We start from the raw sequence: 13,427 nt of genomic DNA on the forward strand, positions 1-13,427 counted from the left end.
GCGGAGGAACTCCGCTTCTACGGGAGCAACAAGGAGCCGTAGGGCGAATAACCCCGGAGCGGGTTATCTGCCGGGTGCCAGCGCGGGCAGCGTGAGCTCTTCGTAGGAGCGAGCTTGCTCGCGAAGAGGGTGGGCGCACACAGGAAGAGGGAGAAGGATGCGGGTTCGCGAGCAAGCTCGCTGCTACGCCATTCGACGATGTTGCCAAGAGGAACCGGGAGCGGCGGCGCGCTCCCGGTGCGGAGCGCTATCAGCAGTGCTTGTCCTGCTCGGCCTTCTTCTCGGCATCCGGCTGGGCGTTCTGCGCGGTCTGCTGCTCGGCGTCGGCCTTGTCGCGGGTGGCCTGCATGGCCTGATAGTTGGCCTGGGTCAGGCGGTTGGTCATCAGGGCGGATTCTTCGGCCATGGACGCCTGGCTGGCGAGCAGGGCGGCGAGGGTCAGGACACTGGCAGTGAGCAGTTTCATGAAGGAATTCTCAGGTAGTGGACTTCTGTTGGGGGATTGCTCGCGAGTGGCCACAGTCTACGGAGCCGCCCTGCGCGCGACCCATGAGGAAAACTGCTGGGATTGATCGAATCGCCATTCGCCCTGCGCAGCACCCCTTTCGCCAGTGACGCGTGGAAATCCGGCAAAGCCTTGCAGTCAGCGGCATACAGATGAAATTGAAAGCGTGGGAGGCAATGCTGCTCTGAGCGAAAAACAACCGATCATGAAGGCTGGCTAATGAATCCATGCCGCTCGGCTAATGAGTAACGGCAGGTTGCCAAGCGGCCGATTACCCGACCGGCGTGACGTTTTCTTCACGAACTCCTGTTAAGATCGCCGCCTCTTTGGGGAGTAGCCTGGCTTCACACCTGCGTGAAGTCGCCCTGGTCAACATGATCGGCAACCTGCCGTGGCCAGTGCATCCAAGCGGATTGGCGAGACCAACGACATGACTGCGCTCAAGCCGGGCTCGCAGTGTCTTGTCGTTGTCTCGTGCCCGGCTGGAGTTGTACGTGAATCCCATCTCGCTGATCTTCCTGGCCTTCGCCATGTCCACCGACGCCTTCGCCGCCGCTATCGGCAAGGGCTCCAGCCTGCACAAGCCGCGCCTTTCCGAAGCCCTGCGCACGGGCCTGATCTTCGGTGTGATCGAAGCCATCACCCCGCTGATCGGCTGGTTCATCGGCCAGGCTGCCAGCAGCTACGTCGTCGAGTGGGATCACTGGATCGCCTTCGGCCTGCTGCTCGTGCTCGGCCTGCACATGATCTGGAACGGCGTGCGCCACGATGACGAGGCCGAGGAAGAGAAGCCCTCGCAGCATTCCTTCTGGGTGCTCGCGGTGACCGCCGTGGCCACCAGCATCGACGCCCTGGCGGTCGGTGTGGGCCTGGCCTTCGTCGACGTGAACATCTGGGTTGCCGCAGCCGCCATTGGCCTCGCCACCATGACCATGGTGACCATCGGCACCATGCTCGGCCGTGTGCTCGGCGCGGTAGTCGGCAAGCGCGCCGAGATCATCGGCGGCATCGTGCTGATGCTGGTGGGCGCCACCATCCTCTACGAACACCTGTCGGCGGTCTGAGTCGACGCCACGAATGAAAAAGGGCCGCATCGCGCGGCCCTTTTTCATGGCAGTGAATCCTCAGGCTCCCTCGAACGTAGGGCGAGTAACGCGCAGCGTTATCCGCCACCGGGCTTGATGGCGGATAACCCGTTCCGGGTTATTCGCCCTACATTCCGAATAAATAGGGCCGCAATGCGCGGCCTTTTTTCATGGCAGTGAGTCTTCAGGAGCCTTCAAGCGTAGGGCGAATAACGCGCAGCGTTATCCGCCGTCGGGCTTGATGGCGGATAACCCGTTCCGGGTTATGCGCCCTACGTAGCGGTGCTCGAGTTCACTCGCGCACGTTGCGGTAGAGCATCGCCCGCGAGGTCTCGTGCATCGCACGGGTCAGGGCGGCGAGGCGCTGGAATTCCTCGGGGTGCCGTGCGGCGACGTCCTCCAGCGGAGTCGGCGAGTAGATGTCGTGCAGGGTCGGCGAGCTGCCGTCGTGCTGCATCTGCAGGAGGAAGCGCCGGGTCACGCCGCCGATGACCGGGAAGGTGCCTTCACGCAGGACCAGCGGCACCACCCGTTCGCCTTCCGCAGGGGCCTGCTGCAGGTCTCGGCCCATGCCGCCGTTGGTATGGGGCTTGCCGAGCAGGCCGAGCACGGTGGGCAGCAGGTCGGCCAGGCCGACGGCTTCGTCGAACGTGCGGGGCTCCAGCAGGCCGGGCGCGTAGATCATCAGCGGCACGTTGTTGCTCTCCAGCCCGAGCTGGTCGAAGCCCGGCGCCATGTGCGGAATCTGGCTGATGCGGGTGTTGTGGTCGCCGAAGAAGACGAAGATGGTGTTGCCCAGGTAACCGTCGCGCTCGGCCATTTCCAGCAGCTTGCCGATGTTGAAGTCGAGCAGGCGTACCGCGTTGAACTGCTCCAGGCTGCGCGAGCCGGCGGCCTGGACTTTCTCCAGCGGCAGGTCGAGGGCCTGGAAGCCGTCGTTGTCGCGCGGGATGGTGAAGGGCCGGTGGTTGCCGGAAGTCTGCAGGTAGGCGAAGAACGGCTGGTCCTTCGGTAACTGGCGCAGTACGGCGGTGCCTTCCTTGAAGAAGTCCAGGTCGGAGATGCCCCAGACGTCCACCAGCGGCGCCTGCCAGTGGCGCTCCTCGTACAGCCGCACATCGTCGATGCTGCGCTGGATCAGCGCATTGATATTCGCCCAGCCGGCGTTGCCGCCGATCATGTAGAACTTCTCGTAGCCGTCCAGGGCGTTGATCAGGCTGTGCTGGCGGGAGATCAGCGGGTTGCGCGTGGCGGTCTGCTCGCGGGTCACGTCGGGCACGCCGGTGATGCTCGCCCAGACGGTTTTCGCGGTGCCGGTCACCGGCACGTAGAAGTGCCGGAAGAACCAGCCCTCGCGGGCGATGCGGTCGAGGTTGGGCGTCGGGTTCAGCGGGTTGCCATAGGCGCCCACGGCGCTGGTGCCGAGGGATTCGAGCATGACGAAGACCACATTGGGCTGGCGTCCGGCGGCGGGCGCGGCCGACTGTGCGGGCTGCCGGCGGCGATAGTCGAGGGCCTGGGCATCGGGCGATTCGATGCCCAGGTACTTCACCATCAGCGGGTAATGCCGGCGTGCCTCGGCTTCGTCGTAGGCGATGGGGTCGACGCGCAGCGTGTCGTAGAGGAAAACCACCGGGTTCAGGCCGAGCGCGGCGATCTGCGCATCGCCGCTGTAGAAGGCGTCGCTCCAGCGCAGCGGCACGGGGTTCTGCAGATTGAGGTTGTCGACGCGGCCGAGCAGGCCGAGCAACACCAGCACGCTGACCGACACGGCTCCGCTGGTGACGGACCAGCGGGAAATCGTCGTGGCGGGGCGCTCCAGCGTCCTGCGCTCCAGCTGTCGGAGCAGCGCGAGCGTCAGTGCCAGGCAGACGAGCCAGCCCAGGCTGATCCAGCCCACCGGGTAGGTCTGCCAGACCATGCCGGTGGAAATCTGCGCGTCCTCGATGAAGCGCAGTACCGTGGCGTTGATGCGCACACCCAGGTAGGCGTAATGGCCGAAGTCGATGATGTAGACCAGCAGCACCAGGCCCACGGCGAGTGCCAGGTAGGCGCGGGCGAGGTAGCGCACGGCGCGGCTGCGCAGCAGGTTGAACCCGGGCAGCCAGGCCAGCAGCATCAGCGGCAGGACCAGCAGCAGCGCCAGCCGCAGGTCGAAGCGCAGGCCGATGCCGAGGGTGCGCAGGGCGTCGCCGTTTTCCCCGAGGGTCTGCCAGGGCAACCCCGAAAACCCGAGCAGGAATACCCCGCGCAGCAGCGCGAAGAGGGTGAACAGCACAACGACGGTGCCGGCCAGGTAGTGCAGGCGGCGGGAGCGAATCCAGCTCATCGATCAGTCTCGGCGAGGTCCGTGGGGCGGCGCGCAGTACGTTCGCCGTGGAGGAAGGAGCGGACGCGGCGCAACAGCGCCGCGCCGGCCCACTTGAGGCAGAAGACCCAGGCGTAGAGCGCCAGCAGCGGGTCGATCAGGTAGTTCCAGTAGTTGCCCGGGCCCTCGCCGCGCAACGCGTAGGCCAGGGTCGCGATCAGCAGCATCGCCGCGCCCAGGCCATTGCCGCGCAGCAGGAAGGCGAAGGTCAGCACGGCCATCGCCAGCAGCAGCCAGGTCGGCTCGTAGCCCCAGCGGTAGGGGTCCAGGTAGCTCAGGCCAAGGGACGCCGGGTAGAGCACCAGCGTCAGGACGGCGAAGGCCAGCAGCAGGTCGCGCAGATGGTCGGCGCGGACCTGCACGGCGCCCAGGCGTGCCAGCGTGAGGCCCGCCAGCAGGACCAGCAGGCTGCTGGACAGGTCATGGGTGAAGCTGCGCACCAGGATCGCCAATGGCAGCCCATCGACGGGCAGGAAGGTCAGCCCGGCTGCGCCCGCGAGCTTCAGCACCTGCCAGTGGCGCGCGGTGCCCAATGGCGCGACCAGCAGGAAGAGCAGCAGGGCCAGCGCCAGATGCGCCTGCCAGAGTCCGAATGTCATGGTTGGCCCTCGACCCAGGCGTCAGTGAAGCTGACGTGCTTGATGAAGGTGTCGTTCCACGAATAGACCAGGTGATAGGCACCGGCCGCATCGCGGGCGAAGTAGGGGTACTCGTATTCGAAGCGGCATTGGCCGGACTCGCACATGCGCTGGCTGACGCTGGCGAAGAAGGTCTGTTCCAGGGCTTGCTGCTGCCGCGCACCCACCGTCTCCCAGGTCTCGCCGATCAGCGCGCGGAAGACCTCCGGCGGTACCGGGTCGCCCCAGGGATCGGGGGATTCGTCGAGCTGCGAGACTTGCCGCCAGTTGCGCAGCTGCGCGTCGGTTTCGTAGAGCGTCAGGCGGAAGCGACCGTCTTCCAGGTCGTTCATCGCTACCAGCAGGTTGCCGTTGCTGCGGCCGACGGCGGCCAGCGACGAGTTGGGATTGCTCGGCTCCACCGGCTGCGGCTCGCTCCAGGTCTGCCCGGCGTCGCTCGTGCGGCTGGCCAGCACGCGATGATGCTGCTCCCCGGCATAGCGCAGCAGGGCAACGGCCTGCCGGCCATCCTGGGCCACCACGGTCGGTTGCAGGGAGTGCTTGCCCTTGCTGATGCGGAATTTGTCGAGCACCTTGCCGTCGCGGTTCAGGTAGAGGTACTCGGCGAACTTGCCCATGAACTCGTGGTAGACCGGCAGGCCGATGGAGCCGTCGCGGTGGAACACCGGTGCGCCGCGCACCAGGGTGCTGAGGTTGAGGAAGGGCGTGGTCAGCAGTTGGCGCGGCGTGCTCCAGGTCCGGCCGAGATCGTCCGAATGCATGGCATTGATCGCGCTGCCGGCCCAGCCGCCGACCGAGACGGAGACGTAGAACAGCCACAGGCGATTGTCCGGTGAGAGGGCAATGACCGGGTTGCCGAGCTTGCGGATGTTCTTCTGCACCGCCTGCTCGGTGCCGATCCGCGTGGCCAGCACGCGCTCGGCCGACCACTGGCCGGTTGCGGCGTCGAACTGCGCGGCGCGAATCTGCACGTCGGCGGAGCCCTCGCGGGTGCCGGCGAACCACGCCGCCAGCAGCGCGCCATCGGGCAGCGTCGCCAGCGAGGCGGAGTGCACGAAGTCGCGCATGTCCGAAGAGGCGAAGCGCCGGGTCAGGCTGGAGGATTGGGCTGCGCCGGGCTCGGCGCGGCTATCGATGGCAAAGTCGGCGACCTCGAACGAGGGCGCCTGGTACCAGGCAAGGCCGAACACGACGGCGACCAGCAATCCACCTGCGCAGCGAAGGATGAAGGTGTTCAACGTCGCAGCACCGGCTCAGCCTTCACCAGGGCGAAGGTGACAGGGTGGAAGTACAACTCGACGCGGTCGCTCTGTCGGTTGAAGCCGTAGATTTCGTAGCAGTTGCCCGGCGTCACGCGGAACTTGGTGATGCGGTAGCCCTGCTGCTTCATGGTCGAGCGGAAGATCGACTCCTGCTGCCAGGTGGAGCGGTCCGCGCGGGTGCATTGCGCATCGGCGAAGGCGAGGTTGGCGCTGGCGAGTGCGGCAAGGAACGAAATGAGCTTCCACATGGGGCCTGTCCGGTGGGTCGAAGGCGCCAAGTTAAAAAGCGAAATGTGAATAAAATGTCAAAAATAACAAGCAGTTACACTGCTTCTTAGGAAGGGTCTGACGGATTTTTCCGGCTGCTTTCCGGCGAGCCTAACGGCTGTTCCAGGCTGACGCCAAAGCGCTTTTGATGACTTTCTGTGTCGTCGCGAAGGGAGGGACGGGCAGGTCGGCGGCGCGATGGCCGATCCGCAGGATCGGCCAGGGCAGGGAGCGTCGGGCGACGCTCCGCGAGGCAGGTCAGGCCGGCACGCCGAGGATCACGTGGGAAGCCTTGATCACCGCGGTGGCGCTGGCGCCCGGGGCCAGGCCCAGTTCCTTTACGGCATCGCGGGTGACGATGGAGTAGACTTGGGTGCCACCGGCCAGCTCGATCACCACCTCGGCGTTGACCGCGCCGTCGGTGACGCTGACGACCTTGCCGTTCAGGCAGTTGCGTGCCGACAGGCGGATGTCGCTGGCCTCGGTCATCAGCATGACCCAGGGCGCCTTGACCAGGGCGACGGCTTCGGCGCCGGCGGCCAGCTTCAGGCTGTTGACGCTCTCCACGGTGACCACGGCCACCAGGGTCTCGCCGCCGGACAGCTCGAGGACGACCTCGCTGTTCACCGCGCCGGCACGGACTTCGCGAACCTTGCCTTTGAAGACGTTGCGTGCACTGACCTTCATTGTTGTTCTCCACGTGAGGTTTCAGGAAATTCTGACCAGCGTGTCAAAAAACGCTATGAACTTGCCACCACACCGCCTGCGTCAGGCTTTCACATAGACCCACGCCTGCAGGCCCGATTGCAGGCTGGCGTTGATCCGCTGGTAGTCGGATACCTCGTAGGCGTCCGCCGCCAGCAGTTCCTGCTGGGTGATCTCGAACACCGTGCCGGGCACCCGGTCGGCGTCCACTCCACTGTAGTGGACAATGGGGTGATGGGTCTTGCCGCTGGTGGCCAGCACGGCCGGATCGGTGATCTCCACCCAGTCCTGGCGGAAGCCCACCAGAGCGTCGGCCCGGCCCTGCAGTTCGCGGCCGAAGCTGGCCAGCTGCACGGCCTTGTCCTGCAGGGTGCCGTAGGAAAACAGCAGTACATTCTCAGTCATGTGCTCTGTCATCGAGGGCGCTCCGGGTCAGGCCAGCAGGTCTTCGTAGAAGGCGCCGTAGCCCTTGCTCGGGTGGGCGATCTGGATTTCCAGGATCCACAGGCCACCGTTGGGGTGCTCGGCATAGTCGCCCAGGTCGCCGGCGCGGTAGATCGCGTGGGGGAAGTCGCTGACGCGATGGCCCTTGATGTCCAGGTTGAGCTTCCAGCCCATGGTCTCGGCCTGCTGGTGGGCGAAGTCGTACAACTCGACGCCGCTGCAGCCGGTTTCCCGCCAGCGCGCCTCGACGCGTTCGAACAGGGTCTTCGCTGCCGCCGCGCAGGCGCCCATGTCCGGGTCGTCGCCGGTGACGAAGGTGGCGCCGGCGTCGCCTTCATGGCCGCGCCAGACCACGCCCATGTCGATGAAGTAGATGTCGTTGTCGCCCAGCACCGGGTTGCCTTCGGAACGCTGCTTGAAGGTCTTCAGGGTATTGGCGCCGAAGCGGATCAGCAGCGGGTGCCAGATGCGCTCCATGCCCAGGTCGGCGAGCACCTGCTTGCCGATGGCGACGGCTTCCAGCTCGGTGAGGCCGGGGCGCATCGCCGCGGCGATGGCGTCCACGGCTTCCCAGGTGCGGGCCTGGGCGTATTGCATCGATTCCAGCGCGTAATTCGCGCCCACGGCTTCCTTGGCGTACACGGCGGTATTCATGGTGCTCTCTCTGCGAAGAACTGTTGGTCTGCCGGCATGACGGCATCGCCATATAGACTTCTACATAGCGGCGTGCGAGCGCAACCCGAATTGCAGGGGTTTTGCCGTGGAAAGTCGCGAAATCCTGCGCGCAGGGCGGAGGTTTCGGCAGGGATGACGTTGCCTGACTGCTACCGTGGCAACCATCCAACCTGCGAAAAAGGCATTAGGTTATGCCTTCCGGCGATTTGTCCTGCAGGGTAGGACCGATCAGGATAGGCAACCGTGATTGAAAGTCCCGTCTGACCAAGGAACACAGCAAGCGATGAATGACGCCAAGCGACTGAACGAAAACGGCCCGGTGAACTGGCAACTGGCGCAGATCGTCGAGGACCTGCGTGGCGCGCGCAACGAGTGGCGCAGCCGCACCGGCCGCCATCCGGAGCAGGGCGGCCGCGAGCTGCCATCGCGCCAGTCCATCGAGGAAGTGGTGGAACGCCTGGCCAGCGCGCTGTTCCCCATGCGCCTGGGGCCCAACGACCTGCGCGAGGAGAGCGAGGACTTCTTCGTCGGCCACACCCTCGACGCGGCGCTTAATGCGCTGCTGGTGCAGGCCCGCCTGGAGCTGCGCTACAGCGCGCGGCAGCGCGGCGATGTGGTCGACAGCCGGATCGACGAGCACGCCGTGGTGCTGGTGCGCGACTTCGCCCGTGCGCTGCCCGGAATGCGCAAGCTGCTCGACGCCGACGTGCTCGCCGCCTACCAGGGCGACCCGGCCGCGCGCAGCGTGGACGAGGTGCTGCTGTGCTATCCGGGCGTGGTGGCGATCATCCACCATCGCCTTGCGCACCACCTGTACAACGCCGGCCTGCCGCTGCTGGCGCGGATGATCTCGGAGCTGGCGCACTCGGCCACCGGCATCGACATCCACCCCGGCGCGCAGATCGGCAGCAGCTTCTTCATCGACCACGGCACCGGCGTGGTCATCGGCGAAACCGCGATCATCGGCAGGCAGGTGCGCATCTACCAGGCCGTGACCCTGGGCGCCAAGCGCTTCACCTCCGATGAAACCGGCCAGCTGCACAAGGGCGAGCCGCGCCACCCGATCGTCGAGGACGAAGTGGTGATCTACGCCGGCGCCACCATCCTGGGCCGCGTCACCATCGGCAAGGGCTCCACCATCGGCGGCAACGTCTGGCTGACCCGCAGCGTGCCGCCGGGCAGCCAGGTCAGCCAGGCCAGCCTGCAGCACGACGAGAGCCGCTGCGGCAAGGACTGAAGGACCGCCGTTCTGCGGGCACGCGAAGCGCAGCGGGGGAGTTGACAGTCCCTGCTTTCCTTCAGCAGTATCCGTCAGACATTTCGCGCAACTGCTGGACAACCATGTTCTCCATCCACGACCACTCGCTCTCCGCTTCGGGCTTCGCTGCCCAGGCTGGCGCGTGCGTCGTCGTTGCCAAGAAATCGAAGAAACAGTCGCTCATTTGACCGGGGCGCTGTCCCGTCAGATGGGCTGACTGGACAAGGCGCAAGGTCGAACCTCTTCCCCCCGCTTGATTCCCGCACCCTCCCTGACGGCGACCCGACGGTCAGCCACAAGGAGTTCTTGCATGTCCCGTTTTCGCGGTATCTGGGTGGCCCTCGCCACTCCCTTTCGTTCTGGCGAAGTCGATTATCCCGCCCTGCAGGCGCTGCTGGGCCGGCTGCTGGAAGACGGCGTCGCCGGCTTCGTGGTCTGCGGCACCACCGGCGAAGCCGCCGCGCTGAGCCACGACGAGCAGCTCGCCGTGCTTGATGCGGTGCTGCAATGGGTGCCGCCGCAGCAGGTGATCATGGGCCTGGCCGGCAACAACCTGCGCGAGCTGCTGGCCTTCCAGCAGGAGGTCCAGCGTCGTCCGCTGGCTGGCGTGCTGGTGCCGGCGCCGTATTACATCCGCCCATCCCAGCTGGGCCTGGAAGCGCTCTTCCAGACTGTTGCCGATGCTTCCAGCGTACCGGTCGTGCTCTACGACATTCCCTACCGCACCGGCGTGCGCATCGAGCGCGAGACCCTGCGGCGCATCGTCCAGCACCCGAACATCGCGGCCATCAAGGACTGCGGCGGCGACGTGGAAACCACCCTGGCGCTGATCGCCGACGGCCATATCGACGTCCTCACCGGCGAAGACCTGCAGATCTTCGCCAACCTCTGCATGGGCGGCGCTGGCGCCATTTCCGCCTCGGCCCACGTGCGTGCAGACCTCTATGTGCGCATGCAGCGCGAGATGGAGGCCAACGACATCAACGCCGCGCGGCGGACCTTCCAGCGTCTGTTGCCGTGGATGCAAGCCGCCTTCGCCGAGCCCAACCCGGCCGCGGTAAAGGGCGCCCTGGCCCTGCAGGGGCTGATGGCCAACGAGCTGCGCGAACCGATGCAGGCCTGCTCGGAAGCGACCCTGGAGCGCCTGCGTCGGGTGCTGGCCGACCTGGAGGCGTGCGACTAGGCGCCGCGTCGGGTCGTGGGCGGCGTTGGATGCAGTAGGATCACGCCGTCACGACCCGCCAGGAGGCGACCATGGGTATTCGCGGAAACGACCGTCAGATCGACAACATCGAATTCAACGTCAGCGATATCGCGCGCAGCAAGGCCTTCTACGGCAGCGCCTTCGGCTGGAGCTTCACTGACTACGGCCCCACCTACAGCGAGTTCAGCGACGGCCGCCTCACCGGCGGCTTCACCACCGGCGAACCGGTGCGTCCCGGCGGCCCGCTGGTGATCCTCTACGCCGACGACCTGGCGCAGACCCAGGCGCGGCTGGAGGCGGCCGGCGCCACCATCAGCCGTGAGACCTTCGCCTTCCCCGGCGGCCGCCGTTTCCACTTCATCGACCCGGACGGCTACGAGCTGGCGGTGTGGTCGGCGGACTGAGTCCTGACCTGCTCGATGTAGCGCTGCACCAGCGGTGATTTCTCGAAGCGCCGGTGTAGCAGCGACAGCCAGGAGCGCGGATTGCAGTCGGCCAGCGGGCGGTAGTTCACCTGTGGTAGCTGCACCCGCCGCACCACCGACTCCGGAACCACGGCGATGCCGCGACCGAGGGACACCAGGGCGATCACCGCGACCAGGCTGCCCGGTTGCTGGCCCAGGCGCGGGGAGAAGCCGCCGGCGCTGGCCACTGCCAGGGTGCCGGAGATCTGCTCGGGGAGGATGAAGGTTTCCTCGCTCAGGCGGGCGGCGCGGATCTCCTTCAGCTCGTTGAGGCGCGAGGAGGCGGGCAGGGCGAGGACGAAGCCTTCCTCCTGCAGGGCGATGGCTGCCAATTCTTCCGGCAGGCTCATGGGCGAGCGCACATAGGCCAGGTCGAATACGCCGTCGCGCACCTGCGCCGGCAGCTGCGCCATGGGCCCTTCGCTGATGTCGAGGTCCACGGAGGGGAGGGCGCGGGAAAAGTGTTCGACGTGCTGCTGCAGCACGCCCGAATAAGCGGCCGAGGCTACGTAGCCCAGGCGCAGACGCCCGGTTTCGCCGCGGCCTGCGCGCTGGGCGCCCAGCTGCGCGGCGTCGAACTGGCGCACTGCCAATTCGGCTTCGGCCAGCAGGGCTTCGCCGGCGGCGGTCAGGCGCACTTCGCGCTGGCTGCGCTGGAACAGCAGCACGCCCAGCTCCTTCTCCATGTCCTGGATCTGTCGGCTCAGGGTCGGCGGGGCGATGCCCAGCTGCTCGGCCGCGCGGGTGAAGTGGCCGTGGTGGGCGACGCTGAGGAAGTAGCGGAAATGGCGGATTTCCATGTTCGTTAGTCGCAGGCTAATGACGAAGGTCGCCGTGGCTAACAAGCCCGGCGTGGGTGGGGGTTACCGTGGAGGCCACACTACAAGGCCGGCGCGGCGAGGGCAAAACCCTGCGCGTTGGCCAACGCTGGAAACCTTGCCATGCCTGCCGCCGAGATCGCCCCACGTCCATCTGCCCGCTTCACCCTGCTGACCGCTTCGGCGGTGTGCGCACTGATCATCCTCGACACCAATATCGTCGCCGTCTCGTTGCCGAGCATCGCCCGCGACCTGTCCGGCTCCTTCGCCGATATCGAGTGGGTAGTCAGCGCCTACCTGCTGGCCTTCGCCGCCTGCCTGCTACCCGCCGGCAGCCTGGCCGACCGCTTCGGCCGGCGGCGCATGCTGCTGCTCGGGCTGGTGCTGTTCGGCGCGGCTTCGCTGGCGTGTGGCGCGGCGCCGAGCTTGCTGTTCCTCGATATCGCCCGTGCCGCCAAGGGCGTCGGCGCCGCGCTGTTGCTGACCTCGGCGCTGGCCGCCATCGGCCACCGCTTCCATGAGCCGGAAGAAAGGTTGCGCGCCTGGGCCTTCTGGGGCGCATGCATGGGCGCCACCATTACCTTCGCGCCGCTGCTGGGCGGGGTGATCTCCGCGACCCTGGGCTGGCGCTGGATCTTCTACCTCAACCTGCCACTGGTGGCGCTGCTGGGGGCGATGGCGTTGCGCAGCATCGAAGAGTCCCGCGACAGCGCCGCCGCACGGCTCGATCCGCTGGGCAGCCTGACCTTCGCCGGCGGCCTGGGCTACCTGATCTGGGCGCTGATCGATGGCAACCGCGCCGGCTGGGACAGCCCGCCGACGCTGGCACGGCTGCTGGTCAGCGGCGGCCTGCTGGGGCTGTTCGTGCTGGTGGAGCGCAGCCAGGCGCGCCCGATGATCGACCTGCGGCTGATGCGCAGCGGCCGCTTCATCGGCGCCTTGCTCGGCATGTTCGCCTACGCCGCCTGCGCCCAGGTGATGATGACCCTGCTGCCGCTGTACCTGCAGAACGGCCTGCAGTTGTCGGCCGTAGAAGCGGGCGCGGGGATGCTGCCGTTCGCCGTGGCGATGCTGCTCGCGCCAAGGGTGGGCATGCGCCTTAGTGCGCGCTGTTCATCCGCGCAGGTGTTCGCCCTCGGGCTGCTGTTGGTGGGCGCGGGCAATCTGCTCTGCGCGCTGGCAGCCGGGCAGGGCGGCTACCCGGCCTTCGCCCTGGCCAGCGTGGTGCTGGGTGCCGGCGCCGGTCTGCTCAATGGCGACACGCAGAAGAACATCATGGCTTGCGTGCCCCGCGAGCGCACCGGCATGGCCTCGGGCCTGAGCACCACCACGCGCTTCGCCGCCATCGTCCTGGCCATCGGCATTCTCGGCGGCGTGCTGGCGGCGCGCAGCGCCAACCTGTTGCGCAATGCCCTGGCGGACCTGGCACCCGCGCAACTGGAGCGGGCCGGCGAGATGGCCAACCGTGCGGCGGCCGGCGATTTCACCGCGGCACTCGCGCTGGTCGAGCCAGGGCTGCGCGGCGTATTCGCCCCGCTGGTGCGCCAGGCCTTCATCGGCGGCTTCGAGAGCGTGCTGCTGGTGGCCGGCGTGGCGGCGCTGCTGTTCGCCGTGCTGGTGGGCGCGCTGCTCGGTCGGCCGCTGCCGATCCATCAGCCGGAGCCGGCGACGCCCTGAGATCGCCGTCCGTCCGCTAGCGGCGGGCAGGTGGCGGGTTGCCGGAACTGTGCCTCG

14 protein-coding genes are annotated in these 13,427 nt (G+C 66.9%); 5 read left to right on the forward strand and 9 right to left on the reverse strand.

Annotated elements, in window-relative coordinates; translation table 11 throughout:
* Positions 1-250: 250 nt before the first annotated feature.
* On the reverse strand, positions 251-466 hold the full coding sequence (locus HNP46_RS25750) for a hypothetical protein (protein WP_184594672.1): 216 nt from the start codon (positions 464-466) through the stop codon (positions 251-253).
* A gap of 533 nt (positions 467-999) precedes the next feature.
* Here HNP46_RS25750 and mntP point away from each other — a divergent pair.
* A complete protein-coding gene (mntP, locus tag HNP46_RS25755; protein WP_184594674.1) occupies positions 1,000-1,569 on the forward strand; it encodes a manganese efflux pump MntP in 570 nt (189 codons plus the stop codon).
* A 313-nt stretch (positions 1,570-1,882) separates the two neighbouring features.
* Here the strand turns inward: mntP and HNP46_RS25760 are convergent, their stop codons facing one another.
* The 7 genes from HNP46_RS25760 to HNP46_RS25790 all read right to left on the reverse strand — a co-directional run bounded on the left by HNP46_RS25760 (position 1,883) and on the right by HNP46_RS25790 (position 7,928).
* Positions 1,883-3,919: an LTA synthase family protein gene (locus HNP46_RS25760; protein WP_184594676.1), complete on the reverse strand. Its 2,037-nt coding sequence runs from the start codon at positions 3,917-3,919 to the stop codon at positions 1,883-1,885.
* Positions 3,916-4,557, reverse strand: a complete 642-nt coding sequence (locus HNP46_RS25765) for a hypothetical protein (RefSeq protein ID WP_184594678.1) — start codon at positions 4,555-4,557, stop codon at positions 3,916-3,918. Before HNP46_RS25765 ends, HNP46_RS25760 begins: the two co-directional genes overlap by 4 nt.
* Positions 4,554-5,834, reverse strand: coding sequence for a sialidase family protein (locus HNP46_RS25770; protein ID WP_184594680.1), 1,281 nt, complete (start codon positions 5,832-5,834; stop codon positions 4,554-4,556). Before HNP46_RS25770 ends, HNP46_RS25765 begins: the two co-directional genes overlap by 4 nt.
* Positions 5,831-6,106: a PepSY domain-containing protein gene (locus HNP46_RS25775; protein WP_184594682.1), complete on the reverse strand. Its 276-nt coding sequence runs from the start codon at positions 6,104-6,106 to the stop codon at positions 5,831-5,833. Before HNP46_RS25775 ends, HNP46_RS25770 begins: the two co-directional genes overlap by 4 nt.
* Positions 6,107-6,383: 277 nt before the next feature.
* Positions 6,384-6,812 (reverse strand): TOBE domain-containing protein, encoded by a 429-nt coding sequence (locus tag HNP46_RS25780; protein WP_184594684.1) that lies wholly within the window; start codon positions 6,810-6,812, stop codon positions 6,384-6,386.
* A gap of 81 nt (positions 6,813-6,893) precedes the next feature.
* A complete protein-coding gene (locus HNP46_RS25785; protein WP_260403264.1) occupies positions 6,894-7,235 on the reverse strand; it encodes a gamma-glutamylcyclotransferase family protein in 342 nt (113 codons plus the stop codon).
* A gap of 27 nt (positions 7,236-7,262) precedes the next feature.
* On the reverse strand, positions 7,263-7,928 hold the full coding sequence (locus HNP46_RS25790) for a M24 family metallopeptidase (RefSeq protein ID WP_184594689.1): 666 nt from the start codon (positions 7,926-7,928) through the stop codon (positions 7,263-7,265).
* 304 nt (positions 7,929-8,232) lie between these two features.
* Here HNP46_RS25790 and epsC point away from each other — a divergent pair, with 304 nt between their 5' ends.
* The 3 genes from epsC to HNP46_RS25805 all read left to right on the forward strand — a co-directional run bounded on the left by epsC (position 8,233) and on the right by HNP46_RS25805 (position 10,815).
* The gene (gene epsC, locus HNP46_RS25795) at positions 8,233-9,186 is read left to right on the forward strand and encodes a serine O-acetyltransferase EpsC (protein ID WP_184594691.1); all 954 of its coding nucleotides are present in this window, start codon (positions 8,233-8,235) and stop codon (positions 9,184-9,186) included.
* A gap of 331 nt (positions 9,187-9,517) precedes the next feature.
* Entirely contained in the window at positions 9,518-10,390 is an 873-nt protein-coding gene (gene dapA, locus HNP46_RS25800; protein WP_184594693.1) for a 4-hydroxy-tetrahydrodipicolinate synthase, read from the forward strand.
* Positions 10,391-10,461: 71 nt separating this feature from the next.
* Positions 10,462-10,815, forward strand: coding sequence for a VOC family protein (locus HNP46_RS25805; protein ID WP_184594695.1), 354 nt, complete (start codon positions 10,462-10,464; stop codon positions 10,813-10,815).
* Here HNP46_RS25805 and HNP46_RS25810 read toward each other — a convergent pair.
* Positions 10,785-11,675, reverse strand: coding sequence for a LysR family transcriptional regulator (locus tag HNP46_RS25810; RefSeq protein ID WP_184594697.1), 891 nt, complete (start codon positions 11,673-11,675; stop codon positions 10,785-10,787). The genes HNP46_RS25805 and HNP46_RS25810 overlap by 31 nt on opposite strands.
* Before the next feature lie 141 nt (positions 11,676-11,816).
* On the opposite strand from HNP46_RS25810, the gene HNP46_RS25815 reads away from it, so the two are divergent.
* Complete coding sequence (locus HNP46_RS25815) at positions 11,817-13,370, forward strand: MFS transporter (RefSeq protein ID WP_184594699.1); 1,554 nt, start codon at positions 11,817-11,819, stop codon at positions 13,368-13,370.
* Positions 13,371-13,427: the final 57 nt, after the last annotated feature.

This window comes from Pseudomonas nitroreducens (assembly GCF_014204515.1).
Lineage (GTDB): Bacteria > Pseudomonadota > Gammaproteobacteria > Pseudomonadales > Pseudomonadaceae > Pseudomonas > Pseudomonas nitritireducens_A.